This is a genomic window from Mycobacterium ahvazicum (genome assembly GCF_900176255.2).
GTDB classification, from domain to species: Bacteria; Actinomycetota; Actinomycetes; order Mycobacteriales; family Mycobacteriaceae; genus Mycobacterium; species Mycobacterium ahvazicum.
This window is the reverse complement of the sequence record NZ_FXEG02000002.1, coordinates 1-19,568: the sequence shown is the minus strand read 5'-3', so window position 1 is coordinate 19,568 and position 19,568 is coordinate 1. Positions and strand designations below refer to the sequence as shown.

At 67.3% G+C, this 19,568-nt stretch carries 13 protein-coding genes and 1 pseudogene; 5 read left to right on the top strand and 9 right to left on the bottom strand.

What is annotated here, in order from left to right; all coding sequences use genetic code 11:
• Positions 1-28: 28 nt before the first annotated feature.
• From eccCa to MAAFP003_RS02165, 7 genes and pseudogenes are all read right to left on the bottom strand, one after another.
• A complete protein-coding gene (eccCa, locus tag MAAFP003_RS02195) occupies positions 29-4,018 on the bottom strand; it encodes a type VII secretion protein EccCa (RefSeq protein WP_096284039.1) in 3,990 nt (1,329 codons plus the stop codon).
• Entirely contained in the window at positions 4,015-5,616 is a 1,602-nt protein-coding gene (gene eccB / locus MAAFP003_RS02190; RefSeq protein ID WP_096284037.1) for a type VII secretion protein EccB, read from the bottom strand. Before eccB ends, eccCa begins: the two co-directional genes overlap by 4 nt.
• Positions 5,613-7,466, bottom strand: coding sequence for a type VII secretion AAA-ATPase EccA (gene eccA, locus MAAFP003_RS02185; RefSeq protein ID WP_096284035.1), 1,854 nt, complete (start codon positions 7,464-7,466; stop codon positions 5,613-5,615). The genes eccB and eccA overlap by 4 nt, the downstream gene beginning before the upstream one ends.
• Before the next feature lie 536 nt (positions 7,467-8,002).
• On the bottom strand, positions 8,003-9,502 hold the full coding sequence (locus tag MAAFP003_RS02180; protein WP_096284033.1) for a PPE family protein: 1,500 nt from the start codon (positions 9,500-9,502) through the stop codon (positions 8,003-8,005).
• A 209-nt stretch (positions 9,503-9,711) separates the two neighbouring features.
• The gene (locus tag MAAFP003_RS02175) at positions 9,712-10,617 is read right to left on the bottom strand and encodes a class I SAM-dependent methyltransferase (protein WP_096284031.1); all 906 of its coding nucleotides are present in this window, start codon (positions 10,615-10,617) and stop codon (positions 9,712-9,714) included.
• Positions 10,618-10,747: 130 nt separating this feature from the next.
• A pseudogene (locus MAAFP003_RS02170) lies at positions 10,748-11,233 on the bottom strand (PPW family C-terminal domain-containing PPE protein); the annotation flags it as partial.
• Between the two features lie 165 nt (positions 11,234-11,398).
• Positions 11,399-12,307: an oxygenase MpaB family protein gene (locus MAAFP003_RS02165; protein ID WP_096284027.1), complete on the bottom strand. Its 909-nt coding sequence runs from the start codon at positions 12,305-12,307 to the stop codon at positions 11,399-11,401.
• 83 nt (positions 12,308-12,390) lie between these two features.
• On the opposite strand from MAAFP003_RS02165, the gene MAAFP003_RS02160 reads away from it, so the two are divergent.
• Positions 12,391-13,095 carry a TetR/AcrR family transcriptional regulator gene (locus MAAFP003_RS02160; RefSeq protein ID WP_096284025.1) on the top strand — a complete coding sequence of 235 codons (705 nt, stop codon included), beginning with the start codon at positions 12,391-12,393 and terminating at the stop codon, positions 13,093-13,095.
• On the opposite strand, the gene MAAFP003_RS02155 is transcribed toward MAAFP003_RS02160, so the two are convergent.
• Both MAAFP003_RS02155 and MAAFP003_RS02150 read right to left on the bottom strand, forming a co-directional pair.
• A complete protein-coding gene (locus MAAFP003_RS02155; protein WP_096284023.1) occupies positions 13,028-13,576 on the bottom strand; it encodes a hypothetical protein in 549 nt (182 codons plus the stop codon). The two genes, MAAFP003_RS02160 and MAAFP003_RS02155, sit on opposite strands and share 68 nt — an antisense overlap.
• A 36-nt stretch (positions 13,577-13,612) precedes the next feature.
• Positions 13,613-14,194: a VOC family protein gene (locus tag MAAFP003_RS02150; protein WP_096284021.1), complete on the bottom strand. Its 582-nt coding sequence runs from the start codon at positions 14,192-14,194 to the stop codon at positions 13,613-13,615.
• Positions 14,195-14,295: 101 nt separating this feature from the next.
• On the opposite strand from MAAFP003_RS02150, the gene MAAFP003_RS02145 reads away from it, so the two are divergent.
• The 4 genes from MAAFP003_RS02145 to MAAFP003_RS02130 are packed head-to-tail and all read left to right on the top strand — an operon-like array spanning position 14,296 to position 19,257.
• Positions 14,296-14,937: a TetR/AcrR family transcriptional regulator gene (locus MAAFP003_RS02145; protein ID WP_423790877.1), complete on the top strand. Its 642-nt coding sequence runs from the start codon at positions 14,296-14,298 to the stop codon at positions 14,935-14,937.
• A gap of 1 nt (position 14,938) precedes the next feature.
• Positions 14,939-16,072, top strand: a complete 1,134-nt coding sequence (locus MAAFP003_RS02140; protein ID WP_096284017.1) for an alpha/beta hydrolase — start codon at positions 14,939-14,941, stop codon at positions 16,070-16,072.
• Positions 16,048-17,031, top strand: coding sequence for a 2-hydroxyacid dehydrogenase (locus MAAFP003_RS02135; protein WP_243393740.1), 984 nt, complete (start codon positions 16,048-16,050; stop codon positions 17,029-17,031). The genes MAAFP003_RS02140 and MAAFP003_RS02135 overlap by 25 nt, the downstream gene beginning before the upstream one ends.
• Positions 17,032-17,082: 51 nt before the next feature.
• Positions 17,083-19,257: an acyl-CoA dehydrogenase family protein gene (locus tag MAAFP003_RS02130; RefSeq protein ID WP_096284015.1), complete on the top strand. Its 2,175-nt coding sequence runs from the start codon at positions 17,083-17,085 to the stop codon at positions 19,255-19,257.
• Positions 19,258-19,568 lie beyond the last annotated feature (311 nt).

Below are 19,568 nucleotides of genomic sequence, written 5' to 3'. Positions count from 1 at the left end.
TCCTTTTGTTGCGCTTCACTAATCACCATCAGCGGGCGAAACCTTCGTCGGCTCCCCCTACAACAGACTCGCCAACCAACGGGTTGACCAACTGCACATACGTCGGGCTTTCGGTGTCTCCCAACAGAATTGCCCGCCCGGCAGGCAACCGGCCAAACCGTTGACCGCGGATCTTCCCGCTGTCCTGCGGATTGCCCGCCAGCATCAGCGTGGTTGCCTGCAAGTCGTTGAACCGGCGCAGCAGCGGGCTGGTCATCAGGGCATGCCCCGAGCCGGTGGCCCGCGCCGTCACGATCACCCTCAGCCCCAGATCGGCAGCCTGGCTCAGCTCCGGAATGAGGCTGGCCCACGGTCGCTGTCCGATGTATGGGCCACTCATCGCCGGTGCGTCCGGAATCTGGTCGACGTCATCGATGATCAGGTAGTGGGTGTGGCCCTCGTAACTCCACCGCGCCAACTCCGCTGCCGACAAGCCCGCCGGTGGACGGCGCGATCCGATGATGTTGGACAGGCCCAGCATCGCCGGGATGATCCGGTCGATGTTGGCGGTGTACTCATTGTCGGCGAAGAGCGGCTCCTCGACGAGATGCAGCCGCCGATCCAGCACCGTGAACGCCACCTGATCCGATGTGGAGTGCTCGCGGATGGTGCGGATAATGTGGCGCAACAAGGTGGTCTTGCCCGACTTGCTGTCGCCGAACACCATCAGCAGCGGGTTCTCCGCGAAGTCGAGCACGACCGGCGCCAAGTCCTCTTCGCGCTGGCCGATGACGACCTGTTCCGGTCCGCGATACAGCGGCCCGAGGGCGTCCGGTGCCAGGTTGGTCGGCAGCAGCCGAACCGGCGGTGCCGCCATGCCCGGGTAGCGGGCGTTGATCGCGGCGATCTGGTCCAGCTGCGGGGCCGCGAACAGGAAGTGTTCGGCGGCCATGGTCAGCCCGCGACCCGGCTGGTCGGCCGGCACGGCGTCGGCCGGGCGGCGCAGCGCCCCGACCACCCGCACATTGCTGTCCCGCGCGTCGTGCAGCTTGAGCTCGAGGCGCAGCCCGAGGCCATCCCGCATCGCCAACGGCACCTCCAGCCAGCTCGGGGTGGTGACGATCACGTGGATGCCGTACGCAAGGCCTACGTTGACCAGCTCAGTCACCTTGGCCAGCAACGGGTTACGCGTGTTGAACTGGTCGGTGTTGTCCCGGGCGAAGGCGTAGAGGTTGTCGATGACCAGGAACACCTCACCGAAGCCATCGTCGTGAGTCGAACCGTGCTTGTCGCGGAACGCCTCGCGGTGCTGGCGGGAAAGCAGCAACTGCTCGAGCTCGCCGAAGGTGCGGCGAATGCGCTCGGGCTCCAACGGTGACGCCACACTGCCGACGTGCGCCAGGTCTTCCAGGGCACGCAGCTGACCACCGCCGTAGTCCAGGCAGTAGAAGGTGACGTCGCGCGGCGAATGCAAGCTGGCCGCGGACAGCATGAACGTCTGCAGCGCAGACGATTTACCGGACTTTGCGCCGCCGTGAATCACCATGTTGCCCGACGCCGACGTGGCATCGAAAATCAGTGGGTCGCGGCGCATCTCGAACGGCTTGTCGATCTCACCGAGCGGCCAACGCCATTGCCGGTCCGGCACCGCGGCGTTGGCCAGCACCGTCGTCAGCGGGATCGGCTCGTCCAGCGGCGGCAACCAGAGCTGCGGCGCCCGGGGCCCGTAGCGCGCCAGCTGTTCGCCGATGGTCGCGATCAGCTTGCGCGGCGGGCCGGCGAACTCGTCTTGGTCGGCTCCGGTGATCACCGTGCCCTGATCGGGCTCGACCCGTCCGGCCGTGAACAGTTTGGGCTGTGGAACAGACTGCACCACAAGGGTCTTGGCGGTCCGCGGCGGCTCGTAGATGCCGTCGACGTAGGTGCTGCGGAACTTGATCGGGGCGGCACCGGGGGCGGGCACCAAGAAGCCCACGCCCTTGTGTTCCTTACCCGATTCGATGTGATAGGCGTCGTCCACGCCGATGATCTGGCGAGAAACGCTGGGACTGGCCACCTTCAAGCCGATGCGATACGAGGTGTTCTTGTCGATGTCCTTGATCTTGCCGACATCCAGCGTCTGGGACGCGAACAGGATGTGGATGCGGAACGAGCGGCCCTTGCGCGCCACGTAGTCGAACAGTTCCGCGTACTCCGGGTAGTCGGCCAGCATCAGCGTGAACTCGTCGGCGACCACGAACAAGGTCGGGATCGGCGGCAGGTCTTCGGCGCCGGGGGCGCCGGAATCCCGAGCGTTCTCGTATTCGACCACCGAGTTGAACGCGCTGCCCTGCACCCGCCGGCCGGCCTCGCGCAGCAACGTTTCGCGCCGTGCCACCTCACCACGCAGCGTGTCGGCGAACCGGTCGGCCAGCGATTTCTTCTCGGCCATGTTCGAGATCACCGCGACGACCTGCGGGAAGTCCCGGAAGCTGTCGGCCCCGGCCTCACCCTTGAAGTCGGCATAGATCACGATGAGCCGGTCGGCCGAATGAGTTGTCAACAGCGACAAAAGGATTGACATCAGGGTCTGCGACTTGCCGGAACCGGTCATACCGATCATCAGGCCGTGTGGACCCATCCCGCCCTCGGCTTCGTCCTTCAGGTCGAAGTAGAGCGGTTCGCCGGTCGCGGTGACCCCGATCGGCACCCGCAACTCGTCGTCGCGACGCCGCGGTCCCCACAGCGTCGGCACATCCAGCTGCGACGCGTCCGGAACACCCAGCAGCGTCGTGAACGTGGCGCCCCGGGTGGCCGCCGAGCGCAGCCCGGTGTGAGTCGGGTTGGAATCCCAGCGCGACAGCTGACGCGCCAGGTGGGCGGTCTCGTCGGCGCCGAGCGCGTCGGCGTTGTCGATGAACGGCTGCCAGCCGCCGGTCTGCCAGCGCTCGATGGCCCGGCCACCGCCCCCGACGACACGCAGAATCGGCTTTTCCGGATCCGAATACTGTTCTCGGTGAGGCGATGTCGTGGTGCGGTGCACCACGGTCACGCCGGCCCGTCCGAGTGCCAGCGCCGAGGCGTTCACGTCGTATTCGGGGTCGTCGATGATGATCAGCAGGTGCCGCAGCGCGTCGGCCGGATCGCCGGTGAACGCCGGCCGGTCGGCCAGCGCTGGGCCCAGTAGGGCGACCAGTTCATCGGGGTCACTGGACAGGAAGCGGGCCGGGCCGACACCGTCCACCTCGCCGGGAATGTCGCTGTGGGGCAACCACTTCAGCCAGGACCAGTCGTGGTTCTCCGGATCGCGGGTGGCCAGCGCCACCCCCAGCACGGTCGGGTCGTGCCAGGTGACGGCCTGAGCGACCCAGGCCCGCAACGCCCCCCGCACCTCGTCGGGTTCACCGAGGATGGTGATCCGGGAAACCTTGCTCAAGTCGATTCCGGTGGGCACGTCGCGCACGGTGCGCTGGGTATCGAGCAAGCTACGTAATGCGCTGTGCGACACCGGTTCCAGATCGATTTCGTCGGCGGTGTCCTGGACCCGCACTGCGGTGGCCAGGGGGACCTGGTGCCGCCCGGCCCGCAGCACCAGAAAGTCGGGGTCGTGCGGGTCACGTTCCCACTGGCGGCGAGACCCGGGCACCGTTGCCAAAGCCGCCGGCTCGGGATGCGACCACTGCGCGGCGGCACGCTGCTGGGCGGCCTGGGTGCGGATGTTGTCCCGGACGACTGACAGGTAGCGCAGGTAGTCGGCGCGTTCGGCGTCGACCTCCTCGGTGCGCATCTTGTTGTCGTTGCCGCGATAGAGCGCGGTTGCGGCCAGCAGCAACACAAACGGGAAGAACAGGGTCTGCGGGGAAATCACCCGCATCCCGGTGGCGACCAGCGCCACGATCATGCCGACGATCAGAATCACCAGCACGTAGGGCATCGCGCGGCGCAGGAACGACGGCGGAATCACCCGCGGCAACTCTGGCGGCGCTTCGATGGTGATGGTGCCCTGGCGGGTGCTCGGCGGCGCCAGGCGCCGACGGGCTTCGAAGATCAGTCGGCTCATCGGGGTCCTCCTTCGGCCGACACCGGACGTCCGGGCTTGCTGTCGGGCGCCAACCCGTCGTGTGCAAGTAGCGCGTCGGCGCGCGATAGCGTCGGGCCCGTCGCGAACAGCGACAGTATCGACCAGGGAATGGGAACGGGGGGTGTGGTCAAGCCAAGGGCCTCAACGGTTTTGCCGTGCGAGGCGTTCTCGGCCTCGTTGTCGATGCCATAGCGCACTCCGGTGTCGGACACCCAGAACAGTGAGCCCGCACCCGGCGATGTCGCTGCGCCACCGACGCTCTGCGCGAAGTAGCCGGTGCCCGGTGCCAGGGCCACCCGGGTGGCGATCCCCTGCGTGCCGCCGCCGATCAGGTTCACGGTGCGAACCGACTCCGGCACCGGCAGCGCGGAACCCGCCAGCAGGCTCAGCGAGCTACTCGCGGCCCCGGCCGGCTTGCTCCAGTACGCGCAGGCGACGGGATTCCTGGCCGCGTCGACAAGGGCGATTTGGCGGTCCGGAAAGCGCGTGGTGTCCAGCATCCGCGACACCGGCAGCTTGGCCACCTCGTCGGCGCCCAGCCGCGGGGGCTGGTCCAGGCCATAGGAATTGGTGTTGCGCAGGACCGCGGCGAGCACCGGCGAGATCGGCTGCAGACCGTCTGGCAGCACCGCGTAGTAACGCACGTTGCCCGGGTCGACGCCGTAGGACGTCACCACCGACCCGATCGGCGCCGGGACCGGGTAGGTCGCCGGGGTACCGGCATTCGGGACGCCGGGCGCCGCGAGTGCGGGCGCCTCGGGGATCGCGTTGAACAGCCCCGCCGCGATGGGCCGCGGTGCCGGCAGGTCGGCACTCAGCCCCAACGCATTGGTGACCGCGTGGTTGGCCAGGTCGATCTGGCTGCGCTTGCCGTTCCACAGCAGCCAGGTGCTAGCACCCTTGTCGCCGGTGAACTCGACGAGAATTGCGTCGGCGGGCCCGATGGTGGCCGCACGGGCACCGCTGCTGTCGGGCGTGCCTGCGATCACGGTCACGCCGGTGCTGTGCACGGCGTGCGATCCCTGGGCCGCCTCACTGACCGCGTCGCACACCGTCCAGTTCGCGTCATGAGATGTGTTCTGCACCATGCGTTCTGGCGCTCCCGGGATGCCGATCAGGTTTCCGCGCGGAAACCGGTCCAGCTCACTGCTTTTCACCGTGGCGGGGTTGACCGGCTTGCCGGCTATCAGCCGGGCCGAGGTCAGGTTGAGCACCGGGTGCAGTTCGTCGCCGATACGCACGTACAGTGCGGCCGTGTCCCGATCAGCGAGCACCGCGTTGTTGCCCGCCTGACCATTTGGCCGGATCAGCGAGAACACGAAACAACCAGCCAGGCCGGTGATCAGAATCAGGGCGCCCATCAGCACCGCGCGCGACTGGGTGCGCAGCGGGTCGACCAGCATCCTGGTGTCGTGCAAGGCGATTCCCGAGGCGATGCGGCGCATCACGAAACGCCAGCCCGTCACCTGATGCCGGGTGACGAACCCCCGGCGGTAGACCACCTTGTCGGGATTGTCGTTCACGGGGGTACGCGACGAGAACGAACGTCGTTCGTCCTGAGGTTCGGGATTGGTCATGACGGCACCGATAGCCCGAGCCCGCGCAGCAGCGGTTCTACCGAATTACTGACATCTCGGTCGGTGATCGTCATCAGCTCCTCATCGGTGAACGCGCCGGTTCCCGCCTGCTCTGAATGGTCCAACCGGAATTCGCGCTCCTCCTCGGAGCGCTCGACGATGTTCCGGACAAAACGACCGTTACCCGCGATATCGAGGCTGCGCCGTTCGACGCCGTTGGAGTCGGGGGTCGTGGCCGTCGCCAATTTCTCGAACAGGTCGTCCATGTGGTCGAGCGCAGACTGCTCGAAGATACTGTCGCGCTGTTCGGCCATCTTGCGCGCGATCTCCACCAACTCATGGGAGTTGTACGACGGGAAAGTGATGTTGCGGGTAAAGCGCGACCGCAGACCCTCGTTGGTGTCCAGGAACTTGTCCAGATCCGCCCGGTACCCGGCGATGATCACCACCAGCCGGTCACGGTCGTTTTCCATGCGGGCCAGCAGCGTGTCGATGGCGACCAGGCCGAAGTCGTTCTTGGCGCCGGTGGCCACCAGGGCGTAGGCCTCGTCGAGGAACAACACCCCGTCCAGCGCACTGTCGATGATCGCGTTGGTCTTGGCCTCGGTTTCGCCGATGTGCTGACCGATCAGGTCGGCGCGGTGCACCTCGCGAATGTTTTCCTTCTTCAAAAGCCCAAGGCCGCAATAGATTTTGGCGACCACACGCGCAATCGTGGTCTTACCGGTCCCGGGTGGTCCGGCGAACACGAGGTGGTGGGCGCGTTGTGCGACCTGCAGGCCGCGCTGCTTACGCACCAGCTCCATGGCCACCGAACTCTTGAGCCGGGATACCTGGTTTTTCACCTCTTCGAGGCCGATGAACTCGGTGAGCTGACGTTCGGCCTCGTGCAGCAGCACGGACTTGCGTTCGTGCGCGGCGGGGTCGACGAAATCCTCTGCACTGGGCTCGGTTTCCGGATCCCACGGGTCGGTGCGGGCCTCGATGCGAGCCGCATTGGTGGTCACAATCCCGAAACTGGTATCGGTCAGGGCCGTTTCGACCTGTTCGTTCTCCGGGTGCGCGGCGTACAGGTCCTGGAGGACCTCGCTCGCCGACTCTTCGTCGACGTGCGCACGTAGCACGAGCGCCTTGGCCAACGTCCCGTCGACGGTGGCCACCTCGACCGGGCCCTGCGGCTCCTCGAGGTAGGACAGCGCGGGGGCGAACAGGCCCAGACGGGCCAGTGCGGTTCCCAGCGCGATCTTGGCCGCGTGCGCGTAGGCGCCGTCGAGATCGGCGTCGTTGACGATCGGGGTCAGCAGCTTCACGACGTCGGACCATCGCTCGGCGCGGTAGTTGATGACCACGGAGATCCACCGCGCCTCACGCCAGCTCGGACGGCGTGCGGTCAGCCCGGTGACGATCTCGTCGGCCTCGGCAAACCGTCCGGCCGTGGCCAGGGCCGCGGCGAAGGCGAGGTGAAACTCCTCCGGGTTGGCGGCGCGAAACTGTAGATACAGTCCGCTGTCGTAGCGGAAGCCCAGGGCTCCGGGCGCCAAATCGGCCTGCCGCTGCAGCACCCCGGCCGTGGCCGCGGTGCGCGACACCGCCTCCAGTACCCGCAAGGATGCGTCGCCCGCGGCCGCGAGCCCGGTCCACGCGTCGCACTGGTCGTGGGCGACGCGTGTCAGGGCGGTGAAGCCCGAGCGAGCGGCGGCCAGGTCGGCGGGGCGCTGACGCTGATATACCGCGATACCGAGAGCGCGGCAGCACGTAGCAAAACGGCTGACGACGTCGCCGTCGACTCTGGCGTCCACCCGGGAAGTGCCGGGCTGGACTGCGAGCACACCGCTGTCACCGAGTTCCACGGCCGCTACTTTCCATGAAGATAGTCTCCCCTAACTTAATTTGCTGAAGTTAGCATTGCATAAGCTAAGTGTCGAGGCTCTTGGGGCCGTCCGACCGACCACCTGCCCACCCTGATTCCACCCCTGAACTGGGTTTTCTGAGCGTTCACCGGTCCACCTCTCCAGTTGTGGCATTGGCCGCACTTCCCCTCGACGGCAGAGCCTACTGAAAATGGTTTTCATTAGCAAAGCGCTTCTCCGGGCGGCGGTGGCCCCGACGTCGCCGGGGACTCCAGACCCGCGCGCTGACGCTGGAAGCCGGCGGGCGGCAAGCTCCCGGGCCGACTCGAATTCGCGGTGGTCGTTGATCGCCAAACGCCGGCGCGGGGGTGCGGCCATCCAAACCGGCGCGGTCACAGCAGCGACTCCTAACCGATCGGGTGGGCGCAACGACCGCCTTAGCTGATAAGCGGCGCCGCGAGCAGGCAGTTAATAGTCGGCTACTCGACCGGAAAAGTTCCCTGCTGGGCGCCCGCCCGGTTTGCGCTCCGGGCGTCTCACGTCGGTCCGTCATCGCTGGGTAGCTGCCAGGTTCCAGGCACCATCGGAACCGACGTGCCGCTTCCGAATCCGTCGCCTTCCAGCGTCGCCAATCCGGCAGCCGGCACCGCATCCTTGCGGACGGTCCCAGCAAACCCCAAAGCACCGGCTCCCTGCTCGGACGGCGCGGAGGGGCCAGTTCCAACCGGCTCGTCGACGAAAGGACCGGCCTGATCATCGGCGTCCAAGAATTCGTAACGGTAGCCAGGCTGATGGCCCCTCATCGCTGCGCGCCGGCGCCGACGCGCCTTGCTCTCTTCCCGCGCGGCTGCCGCGGCTGCGGCGGCGGCAGCCGCCGAATCGGGCTCCGGAGCTCTGCGTTGTGCGCCGCTGCTCATGCCCGAGCCGGACCCGATGCCGGGGCCTCCCACTAGGTACGGGTACGCCGCGCCCTCGATCCCGGCGGGCGGCGGCGGGGATCCGGCTGCCGGGGCCGAAGCCGGCGCGGACGCGGGAGCCGAAGCCGGGGCTGGGGACGGCGTAGGAGCCGCGGCGCTCGCTGCAGCAGGGGCGCTCAGCACGGCCGGCGGACGAGGCGCATCGGGCAGTGCTGCGGGTACCACCGGGGCAGGGGCCACGTCGGGCTGGATCGCGGCGAGCGACGCCAGGCTCGCCAAGGCTCCGGCGAATCCGAGGCTGGAGGTCGCCACAATGATCGCGATTTGCGGGGCGAACGCCTGAAAGGCCTCGATGACGTGGGTGAACTCGTCGGCGACCAGTAGCCCAATGTCGGCCCACAACTGCGCGAACGCCTGGGCCGGGTTCGTTTGGAATAACTTTAAGTCGCGGCCCAACGTCTGGAATATTTCGAGGAAGCGGTTTATCCACCAACTCAGCTGGTACGGGTTGCCGTCGTCGTTGTCGATGATGTCGTCGTAGGGAAGATTGCTCCCACTGTCGGAGCTGCCGGTGTCGTCGGCTTGCATGATCACCGGCGCCGGATCGGCCTGCGGGCTGGCCGCCAGGGCCGTGCTGGTGATGGCCTGATAGGTGGACATCGTGGTGGCGGCCTGGACCCACATCCGTGCGTAGTCCGCCTCGTTGACCGCGATCGGAATCGTGTTCATCCCAAAGAAATTGGTCGCCACCAAGACGCCGTGTACCAGGTGGTTGGTGGCCAATTCGGGCAGCGTCGGCATCGCCGCCACCGCGGCCGTGTAGGCGGCTGCCGCCGTCGCGTGCTGGGCCGCCATCGCCGCACTGTCGGCGCTGGCTTTCGTCAGCCAGGCCAGGTAAGGCGCATGGGCAGCCACATACTCCTCGGCGGTCGGCCCCTGCCACGCCCCGGCCTGGGTATTGGACAAGATCGCGGAGAGTTCGTCCGCGGTCTCGGCGTAGGAGGCACTCAACGACTCCCACGCGTCACTGGCGGCCAGCAAACCACCGGGTCCCGGACCGCTGCTCAGCAGGCTGGAGTGAACTTCGGGAGGCGATCCCATCCATATCGGTGCGGTCATTCCCGGCCGCCGACCGAGTACGGCATCGACAGCGCCATCCCAGCACTCCTCGCCTGGCCGGAATCGGCGACGCCCGGGCAGTGGACGGCACACCTATCAGCCTGTTAGTAGTCGGCGAACAGTGCGCACTAGTTCCCGCGCGTCTTGAACTCATCGAAAGCTCAGAGAAAGACGCCGCGAAAGAGTCGCGCGAGACTACCGCGGAGAACTCACGCCCGAACGGCGCTGACCAGGGTGTTGCGGGCAATCATCGGTCCCGCTTCGGTGTCTGGCCCGGGTACCGGGCGGCCGACCTCGCGCAGGTAATCGGCCAGCGGGGTGCCGACCGCCTTCCAGCCGTGCTGGCCGAACCATTCGGTGGCCGGGGCGTGTTGCTCGTTGTAGACCAATTGGAAGAACAGCCGCTTGTCGCCCTGGGCGCCGGCCGCGCGCTCTTCTTCGACGGCGGCCTCGAATTCGTCGGGCTGCAGCGGTGCGCCATCCTCCACGGCGACATGGCTGCCGTGTCCGGCCAGGCTGTCGATGCCGGTGAACAGCTGCTCCTGCGCGGTGGCCGGCAAATAGATCAGCAGTCCCTCGGCGATCCACGCCGACGGCTTGGCAGGGTCGAAGCCGCTGTCCCGCAACGCTTGTGGCCAGTCGTCGCGCAGGTCGACGGCGATCTCCCGCCGCTCGGCGCGCGGCTGGTCGCCGTGGCCGGCGAGCACCCGATGCTTGAAATCGAGGACCTGCGGGCGATCCAGTTCGAAGATCGTGGTCGCGGCGGGCCAGTCCAGCCGGTAGGCGCGCGAGTCGAGCCCGGCCGCCAGCAGGACGATCTGGCGCGCACCGGCGTCGGCGGCCCGCAGGAAGTAGTCGTCGAAGTACTTCGTGCGGGCGGCCTGGAAGTTCACGAAGTGCTCGCCGAAGTCGGCGCTCTTGAGCGGGTGGTCGCGTTCCTTGCCGTCGAGGACGTCAGCGGACGAGCCACCGACGGCACGACAGAAGACCTCCGCATATGGGTCCACGGCCAGCGGGTTGGGCTTTTGCGCCTCCAACGCCCGCGCGGTCGCTACGAATAACGCCGTCGATCCGACGCTCGTTGTGATATCCCAGGTGTCACCTTCGCTACGCACTCAACCGACAGTACGCCGCCGCGCCGACACACCTTTCCCGCTGGGGTCAACCGGGATTGGGCGCCGGCGACCCATCTTTCCAACTGTCGACGGCACGGTGAAGTCGCGGCCGACGGCAGGCATCGCGCCGCTAGTCGCCGCGGTCGTGCGGCACGTCACCGCCCTGCGCGTCCCAGCTGCCCGGCAGCATCGGCATCCGGGGGCCGTCCCCGAACTCACTCACGGCCAAAGTGGTCAGTCCCGCCGCCTCAGCGGTTGCCGTACGCGCCGTGCCGGCGAACCCGAGACTCCCGGCGCCGCGGCCCGACGCCTCCGACACCGCCGGCCCTACCCAGTCCGGGTCGACGTCGACGTTCATCTGCATGAACTCGTCGCCGCGCTGGCGCGCCCGTCCCCGGCGCCGCACCCGGGCCTGCCCGCGGCCGGTAGCCGCGGCGGACGCGGTGGCCGAATCCGGTTCTGGTGCTTGTCTTTTCGCATCGGCGGCCGCACCGGCGCTCATCCCGGAACCGAAGCCGACACCGGGCGGCGCCACGAAGTACGGGGGCGCAAAGCCGGGGCCGGCGGGAGCCGGTGGCGCGGGTGGCGCCGCGCCGCTGACCGCACGCGGCGTGGGCGGTCTCTTCTACACCTCTGACGCTGCCGACGATACTTCCTTGGGACAACGCCAGCTGGCATCACGGCAACTCCTCGGGCTGGACAGATATGAGGTCGCCCTGAGCGTAATGAAAATGATTGTCGTTATCAACAGAACCTGTTACGGCGGCGCGCCGCCCTGCGCTCAGACCAACGGGCGACCCGTCCGGATCCGGCGGTCCAGGTCCCACAGCATCAGGTTGAACGGAAACTCCCGGACGACCCGAGGCAGCATCCGGTTCACCACCGCCAGGACCGACATCAGCCGGTCGAAGCGCCGCTGCTTAGCGGCATCCCACGGCAACCGCATTTCGTCGCGAAACCGTTGCGGCAGAAAGCCAGTGGTGATCAGCAGATTGAAGTTCTCCAGCGGCTCCCGCACCCGCCGCGGCAGGCGCACACCGCGCACCCTGGACACGGCGATCGGATAAAGGAACTCGCGGACGGTGTCGTCGATGTGCACCTTTTCCAGCGACTCCTGCCAGTACTTGTCGAACGCCGCGCGGTCCGCCGGCCACATCTCCGGCGGCACCTGCAAGGTGGTGCCCAGCGACATGCTGTCGCGGTAGAGCCGGTCGGCGTCCTCCTCGGACACCTCGCCGATGAAGGTGCGATAGATGTCGATGCCGCCCTTGTAGATGCACGCCGCCACCCACAGCTGCAATTCCGGATCGAATGCGTTGTACTGCACCGGGTCGCCGGGCCTGGAGTACACCTGCGCGTGCGAACGATTGACCGCGCGCCGGTAGGCGTCCTTCTGCTCGTCGGTCCCGCCATTGGCTACCGCGATGTAGGTAAAAGTGGTGCGGGCCCGCTTGATCGGATGACGGTCGATGCGGCCGCTCTCGACACGGCTTTCCGCCACGCCGTGGCCGACGCCGGGAATCGACAGCTCCATGATCACGTTGGCCGGACCGGCCAGCAGCGCCACCCCCATCAGTGCGTAGTCGTCGGGGACCAGCCGGTTGCGTCGCCTCGACTGTGGCCGGGGCGGGTCGGACATCGGGCGTTCGACGTGCGGGATGGACTGCTGAACCGTCTCGTCAATCGCCATCCGGGACACCCTCCGCCGCTCCGTACGCTAAATGTGACAACGCTTGTTTCCTGATATTGTCGGCGCACCGGGCCGGTGTCAAGATGGTGCTCATGGACCAGACCCCCCGCGAGCGCCCCTACGGCGGCGTCGAGGCCGCGCGGCGACTGGCGCAGCGACGGGGTCGGCTGTTGACCGCCGGCCTGGACCTGCTGGGCGCCGACCGCCACGATGCCTCGGTGTTGACCGTTCGCGCGGTCTGCAGCCGCGCCGGCCTGACCCCCCGCTACTTCTACGAAAGCTTCAGCGACAGAGACGCATTCGTCAGCGCGGTGTTCGACTCGGTGATCGCCGACCTGGCCGCCACCACCCAGGCCGCGGTCGCGGCGGTGCCGATACCCGAACAGTCCCGCGCGGGCATGGCCAACATCGTGCGGACCATCGCCGAGGATCCCCGGGTCGGACGGCTGCTGTTCAGCACGCAGCTCGCCGATGCGGTGATCGTGCGCAAACGCGCCGAATCCACCGCGCTGTTCGCGATGCTGCTGGGTCAGCACGGCGGCGACATGCTACGGATTCCGGCAAACGACGGCATGAAGGCGGGCGCGCACTTCGCGGTGGGCGGGGTCGGGCAGATGATCAGCGCCTGGCTGGTCGGCGACGTGGTGCTGGATCCCGATCAACTCGTCGATCAGCTGGCCGTGCTGCTCGACGAACTCGCCCATCCGCGGCTTTACGGGGTCACGGAAACAGCGGCACCTGCCACAGCCGCATCCCGGGATCCAGGAGCCACAGACGCAACATCGTGAGCCGCATGATGCGCTGGGCGCCGCGGATCATGAAAATCGCCAACGGCACCTCGATGCCCAGTGCGGTCGCGACCGACAGCCAGATGTCGTCGGGCCCGGCGGTCATCAGGTCGAACCATGCGTCGCAGATCAGCAGCACGCCGGAAGTGAAGGCCGCGAACAGCAACACCTGGCGGCGGAAGTAACCGAAAACCGCTGTCGCCACCATGAATCCGACCAACAGGATGTCGAAGCCGACCCAGGTCAGTACCCAGTTGTGCGCGACGTAACTTTCCGGCAGGGTCAGCGCGAGATACGCCAGCCAGGGAATCATCGCGATCGAGCCACCGATCATCAGGCCCAACCGCAGACGTCTCATCCGGGCGATCACCACCGGGTCGATCACCTCCGACAGCGGTGCCTCCAGCCGCGTGATCAAGTCTCGCCGCTGTGCGGGCGTCAGCGCCGCGATCTGCTCGTCGGTCAACACGCCGTCCGTCATCATCGACTCCCCCGGCTCGGCAAACGGTTTTGCCGTTCAGGTTACGGCGTGCTCCCGGGGTCGCCGGTCGGCCGCCGTCTTCGGCACGGCCTGGGCGTCGCTCGCGCCGAATTCCTTGACCCAGCAAGCAAACTCCAGCGTGATCCCGTCAGGGTCCTGGAAGTAGAACGAGCGCACGTAGACGCCGGGATGCAGCGTCGCCGAAACCTGCATCTCGCTCTCGTCGTGGTTGAGTATGGGACCGACCCGTACTCCCTTGTCCTTGAGCTGCCGCCGGTAGGCGTCGAACTTCTCGGCCGGGACGTGAAAGGCGAGATGGTTCATCGTGCTGACCGCGCTGGTGATGTCGCCGATACCGGGAATCGCGCCGGGCGAGGAGACGCCCGGCACGCGGTCGGGTGCGTCGGCGAACCAGAAGAAAGCGACACAGTCGCCGTTGCCGGCATCGAAGAAGAAGTGCTGGCCGGCGCCGCCCGGTAGATCGAGCGATTTGATCAGCGGCATGCCAAGGATGTTGCTGTAGAAGTCCACCGTGCGAGCCATGTCCGAACACACCAGCGCAACGTGATTGATTCCGCCGAGATCGAATTCGGTGTTGGGGTTGTCGGGCTTGATCATGTTGCGGCTCCCCTGGATTCCCGGCGCGTTGGGCCTGGCCAATCAGTAGAACTGAATCTAACATCAGATTCAGTTTCCCTCCAGGAAGGAATACAGTGTCGATCGCGGCGGCATCCGACGGCCCGGCCGGCCGGCCGGCCGGATTCCCGACGCACCGCGGTCGGCGAACACAGGCGGCAATCGACGCGGCCGCGCGAACGGTCATCGCGCGCAAGGGAATACTGGCGACGACGATTGCCGACATCGCCGCGGAAGCCGGCCGCTCGCCGGCCTCCTTCTACAACTACTACGACTCCAAAGAGGCGATGGTCCGGCAGTGGGCGCTGCGCTTTCGTGACGAGGCCAATGAGCGCGCCCGCTCGGTCACCGGACATGGCCTGTCCCACCGCGAACGCGCCCACGAGGCGGCCGCGGCGCACTGGTACACCTACCGCAACCGGCTGGCCGAGGTGATCAGCGTGTCCCAGCTGGCTATGGTCAACGACGACTTCGCGCAGTACTGGTCCGAAATCTGTGAGATCCCAACCTCTTTCATCACCGAAACAGTCCGTCGCGCGCAAACCGAAGGGTATTGCCCGGGCGACGATCCGCGGCTGATCGCCGAGGCCATCGTCGCGATGTTCAACCAGTTCTGCTACATCCAGCTCAGCCGAACCACCGACGCGGACCTCCACGACCGGGCCTGCATCCAAACCCTGGCGAACATCTACTACCGGGCGATCTACTCGAAGGAAGGCCACTGAATTGACGCCTACCAGCGGCAGCGCCGGGGTTGTCCGCGAGTTCGTCGGCCTCCAATCGCCCACCGCCGGGCGCGCCGGTGCGGGCGGGCACCCCTGCCAGGGGCTGTATCACCGCGGCGTGGGACGCAAGCCCAAGGTGGCCATGATCGCCACGCACTACCAGATCGACTTCTCCGAGCACTATCTCGCCGACTACATGGCGATTCGGGGTATCGGATTTCTCGGCTGGAACACCCGGTTTCGCGGCTTCGAGACCAACTTTTTGCTCGACCACGCACTGGTCGACATCGGCGTGGGAGTGCGCTGGCTACGCGAGGTTCAGGGCGTGGATGCCGTTGTACTGCTCGGCAATTCGGGAGGCGGATCGTTGATGTCCGCCTACCAGTCACAGGCCGTCGAGCCGAATGTGACCCCGCTGCCCGGCATGCGGCCGGCGAGCGGGCTGACCGAGTTGCTCCCCGCCGACGGCTATATCGCCACCGCGGCGCATCCCGGACGCCCGGAGGTGCTAACCGCCTGGATGGACGCCGCCGTCATCGACGAAAACGACCCCGTCGCCACCAACCCGGACCTCGACCTGTTCAACGAGGTCAACGGCCCACCGTTTTCGCCGGAGTTCATCACCCGATATCGCTCGGCGCAGCTCGCGCGCAACCACGCCATCACCGACTGGGCCGAGACGGAACTCAAACGTGTTCGTGCGGCTGGCTTTTCGGATAGGCCGTTCTCGGTGATGCGAACCTGGGCCGATCCCCGCATGGTCGATCCGGCCATCGAGCCGACCAAGCGTCCGCCTAACCTGTGCTACGCGGGCGTGCCGGCCAGGGCCAACCGCTCGGCACAAGGTATCGCCGCATCCTGCACGCTGCGTAACTGGCTGGGCATGTGGAGCCTGCGGGTAGCGCAGACCCGGGCCGTGCCGCACCTGCGCCGTGTCGCCTGCCCGGCCCTGGTGATCAACGCCGAGGCGGACACCGGCGTGTTTCCGTCTGACGCCCAACGCATCTACGACGCGCTCGCGAGCACTGACAAGCTGCAGGTCTCGCTCGACAGCGACCACTACTTCACCACCCCGGGCGCGCGCAGCGAGCAGGCGGATACCATCGCCAGGTGGATCAGCAAGCGGTGGCGCTGAGAGTTCTCGCCCACTTCGTTCCCGGTGACAAAGTCCTCGATTTCCTTGCAGCCGAAGCAGATTGGCTCGACATTCGCTGGTGTGCCGCCGACGACGACGCCGGCTTCTACCGCGAGCTGCCCGAAGCCGAAGTGATTTGGCATGTACTACGGCCGTTGTCAGGCGAAGACCTGAAACGCGGGGAGAAGCTGCGGCTGGTGCACAAGCTCGGGGCCGGGGTTAACACCATCGACGTGGCGACCGCGACCGACCGCGGCATCGCGGTCGCCAACATGCCCGGTGCCAATGCGCCGTCGGTGGCCGAGGGAACCGTGCTGTTGATGCTCGCCGCGCTGCGCAGGCTGCCGGAGCTGGACCGCGCCACCCGGCAGGGGCGTGGCTGGCCGCTCGATCCCGACCTGGGCGAGACGGTCCGCGACATCGGTGGCTGCACCGTCGGCCTGGTGGGCTACGGCAACATCGCCAAGCGCGTCGCCGCCTTCGTCGGCGCGATGGGCGCCGAGGTACTGCACACCAGCACCCGCGACGACGGACATCCCGGCTGGCGCCCGTTGACCGACCTGCTGGCCGCTAGCGACATCGTCTCGCTGCACCTGCCGTTGACGCCCGACACCCATCATCTGCTCAACAGGGATGCGATCGCCTTGATGAAGCCCAGCGCGGTGCTGGTGAACACCTCGCGCGGCGCCGTCGTCGACGAGGACGCGCTGGCCGGCGCGCTGCGCGACGGGCGGCTGGCCGCCGCCGGTCTCGACGTTTTCGAGGTTGAGCCGGCCGCGCCCGATAATCCACTGTTCGGCCTGGACAACGTCGTGCTGACACCGCACGTCACCTGGTACACCGTCGACACAATGCGGCGCTACCTGGTCGAGGCCGTCGCCAACTGCCGTCGGCTGCGCGACGGCGAGCCGCTGGCCCACGTGGTGACCCCTGTGGTCAACCAACCCACCGGTTATTAGATTGAAGAGTGCTTGGCCGAAACGAACCCCGAACGCATGGGAAGGCGACCAGTGCCGATCGCAATAATTTCCGAGCATCAAGACCTGGCCGACTCGGTGCGGTCCCTGGTGGCGCGCGTCGCGCCGTCAGAGGTGTTGCACGCGGCGATGGAGACGCCGGTCGAGAACCCGCCGCCGTACTGGCAGGCGGCGGCCGAGCAAGGCCTGCCCGGTGTGCATCTCTCCGAGGCGGTCGGCGGGCAGGGCTTCGGCCTGCTCGAGCTGGCCATTGTGCTGGCCGAGTTCGGCTACGGCGCCGTGCCCGGGCCGTTCGTTCCGTCGGCGATCGCCAGTGCCCTGATCGCATCGCACGACCCGGATGCCAAGGTGCTCGCCGAGCTGGCGTCGGGTGCGGCCATCGCCGCCTACGCCCTGGACTCCGGGCTGACCGCCACCCGCAAGGGTGACGTGCTGGTGATCCGCGGCGAGGTCCGCGCGGTTCCGGCCGCGGCCCAGGCGTCGGTGTTGGTGCTGCCGGTGGCGATCGACAGCGGCGACGAGTGGGTGGTGCTGCGCGCCGAGGAGCTCGAGATCGAGCCGGTGAAAAGCCTGGACCCGCTGCGGCCGATTGCTCACGTACGCGCCGACGCTGTCGAGGTCGGCGAGGATGCCCTGCTGAGCACCCTGACCATGACGACCGCCTACGCGCTGATGTCGACGCTGCTGTCGGCCGAGGCGATCGGTGTGGCCCGCTGGGCGACGGACACGGCGGCGCAGTACGCCAAGATCCGGGAGCAGTTCGGCCGGCCGATCGGCCAGTTCCAGGCCATCAAGCACAAGTGCGCCGAGATGATCGCCGACACCGAGCGGGCCACCGCGGCGGTGTGGGACGCGGCGCGCGCAATCGACGAAGCCTCACCGGACGTGGAGTTCGCCGCCGCCGTGGCCGCGACGCTGGCGCCCGCGGCAGCCCAGCGCTGCACGCAGGACTGCATTCAGGTGCACGGCGGTATCGGCTTCACCTGGGAGCACGACACCAACGTGTACTACCGCCGCGCACTGATGCTGGCCGCCTGCTTCGGCCGCAGCTCGGACTACCCGCAGAAGGTGGTGAACACCGCGACCACCACCGGCATGCGCCCGGTGGACATCGACCTGGATCCCGAGACCGAGAAGCTGCGCGACGAGATCCGCGCCGAGGTCGCCGCGTTCAAGGCGATGGATCGGGAGACGCGAACGGTGGCACTCGCCGAGGGCGGTTGGGTGTTGCCGTACCTGCCGAAGCCGTGGGGCCGGGCGTCCAGCCCGATCGAGCAGGTCATCATCGCCCAGGAGTTCACCACCGGACGGGTCCGACGGCCGCAGGTCGGCATCGCCGCGTGGATCATCCCGTCGATCGTCGCGTTCGGGACCGAGGAGCAGAAGCAACGCCTGCTGCCGCCGACGTTGCGCGGCGAGATGGTCTGGTGCCAACTGTTCTCGGAGCCGGGCGCGGGGTCGGACCTGGCCGGGCTGACCACCAAGGCAACGCGGACCGATGGCGGCTGGCGCATCACCGGCCAGAAGATCTGGACCACCGCCGCGCAGTACTCGCAGTGGGGTGCGTTGCTGGCCAGGACGGACCCCTCGGCGCCCAAGCACAACGGCATCACCTACTTCCTGCTGGATATGCGCAGCGAAGGCGTGACGGTCAAGCCGTTGCGTGAGCTGACCGGGAACGCGATGTTCAACACCGTCTACATCGACGATGTGTTCGTCCCCGACGAGTGCGTGCTGGGCGAGGTCAACCGCGGCTGGGAGGTCAGCCGCAACACGCTGACCGCGGAGCGGGTGTCGATCGGCAGCAGCGACGCGAATTTCCTGGCCACCCTGCCCCAGTTCGTCGAGTTCGTCCGCGATGGCCACTTCGATCAGGTCGCCCAGCACCGTGCCGGGCAGTTGATCGCCGAAGGGCATGCGGCCAAGGTGCTGAACCTGCGCTCGACGCTGCTGACGCTGGCCGGCGGTGACGCGATGCCGTCGGCGGCGATCTCCAAGCTGTTGTCGATGCGCACGGGCCAGGGCTACGCCGAATTCGCGGTGTCCTCGTTCGGTACCGACGGTGCGATCGGCGACCCCGATGAGCTGGCGGGCAAGTGGGGCGAGTACCTGTTGGCCAGCCGGGCGACGACGATCTACGGCGGCACCTCGGAGGTGCAGCTCAACATCATCGCCGAGCGGCTGCTGGGCCTGCCGCGCGACCCGTAAAGAAAATCCATGCCGAACCGGGGCCGGTCCCGGTTCGGCATGGACGTCTATTGATTTGGGGGCCACGCCGGTCTGAGGTCGTCAGACCGGCGTGGGTTCCCCCCTACGTGCGGGTCGGCCTGCCTGTGTATCTGGCAGGACGAGGCTGGCCGGCCCCGCGATCGCGGCGGTTCACCACCAGGGGCTTATAAGCATCTGACGCTGCCGAAGAGACTCCGTGTGGTGAGCTCTGTGTGGGTGGGATGATTAAAAAAAATAAAATCACTGAGTGTGGAGGTGGCGTGTGTGTGTGGTTGTGGGCATTCATGCGG